The organism is Actinoplanes rectilineatus, assembly GCF_000962825.1.
Lineage (GTDB): Bacteria > Actinomycetota > Actinomycetes > Mycobacteriales > Micromonosporaceae > Actinoplanes > Actinoplanes rectilineatus.
This window is the reverse complement of record NZ_JZKF01000222.1, coordinates 1-817: the sequence shown is the minus strand read 5'-3', so window position 1 is coordinate 817 and position 817 is coordinate 1. Positions and strand designations below refer to the sequence as shown.

Sequence of the window (817 nt, the reverse complement as noted above, 5' to 3'; positions counted from 1 at the left end):
GCGGGGTAAAGTGTGAATGCCACAGCTTCGGCGGTGTGCTTGAGCCCCGCTACATTGTCGGCGCAGAACCACTTGACCAGTGAGCTATTACGCACTCTTTAAAGGGTGGCTGCTTCTAAGCCAACCTCCTGGTTGTCACTGCGATCCCACATCCTTTTCCACTTAGCACACGCTTAGGGGCCTTAGCTGGCGATCTGGGCTGTTTCCCTCTCGACTACGAAGCTTATCCCCCGCAGTCTCACTGCCGCGCTCTCACTTACCGGCATTCGGAGTTTGGCTGATTTCAGTAAGCTTGTGGGCCCCCTAGACCATCCAGTGCTCTACCTCCGGCAAGAAACACGCGACGCTGCACCTAAATGCATTTCGGGGAGAACCAGCTATCACGGAGTTTGATTGGCCTTTCACCCCTAACCACAGGTCATCCCCCAACTTTTCAACGTTGGTGGGTTCGGTCCTCCACGTAGTCTTACCCACGCTTCAACCTGCCCATGGCTAGATCACTCCGCTTCGGGTCTAGAACATGCGACTAAAAACGCCCTATTCAGACTCGCTTTCGCTACGGCTACCCCACACGGGTTAACCTCGCCACATGCCACTAACTCGCAGGCTCATTCTTCAAAAGGCACGCCATCACCCCAAAAGGCTCTGACGGATTGTAGGCGAACGGTTTCAGGTACTATTTCACTCCCCTCCCGGGGTACTTTTCACCATTCCCTCACGGTACTAGTCCGCTATCGGTCACCAGGAAGTATTCAGCCTTACCAGGTGGTCCTGGCAGATTCACAGCAGATTCTAGGAGTCCGCTGCTACTCGGGAA

Annotated in this window: 1 rRNA gene; it reads right to left on the bottom strand. The window is 54.7% G+C overall.

What is annotated here, in order from left to right:
- Nucleotides 1-817, bottom strand: a 23S ribosomal RNA gene (locus WH85_RS49775); the annotation flags it as partial.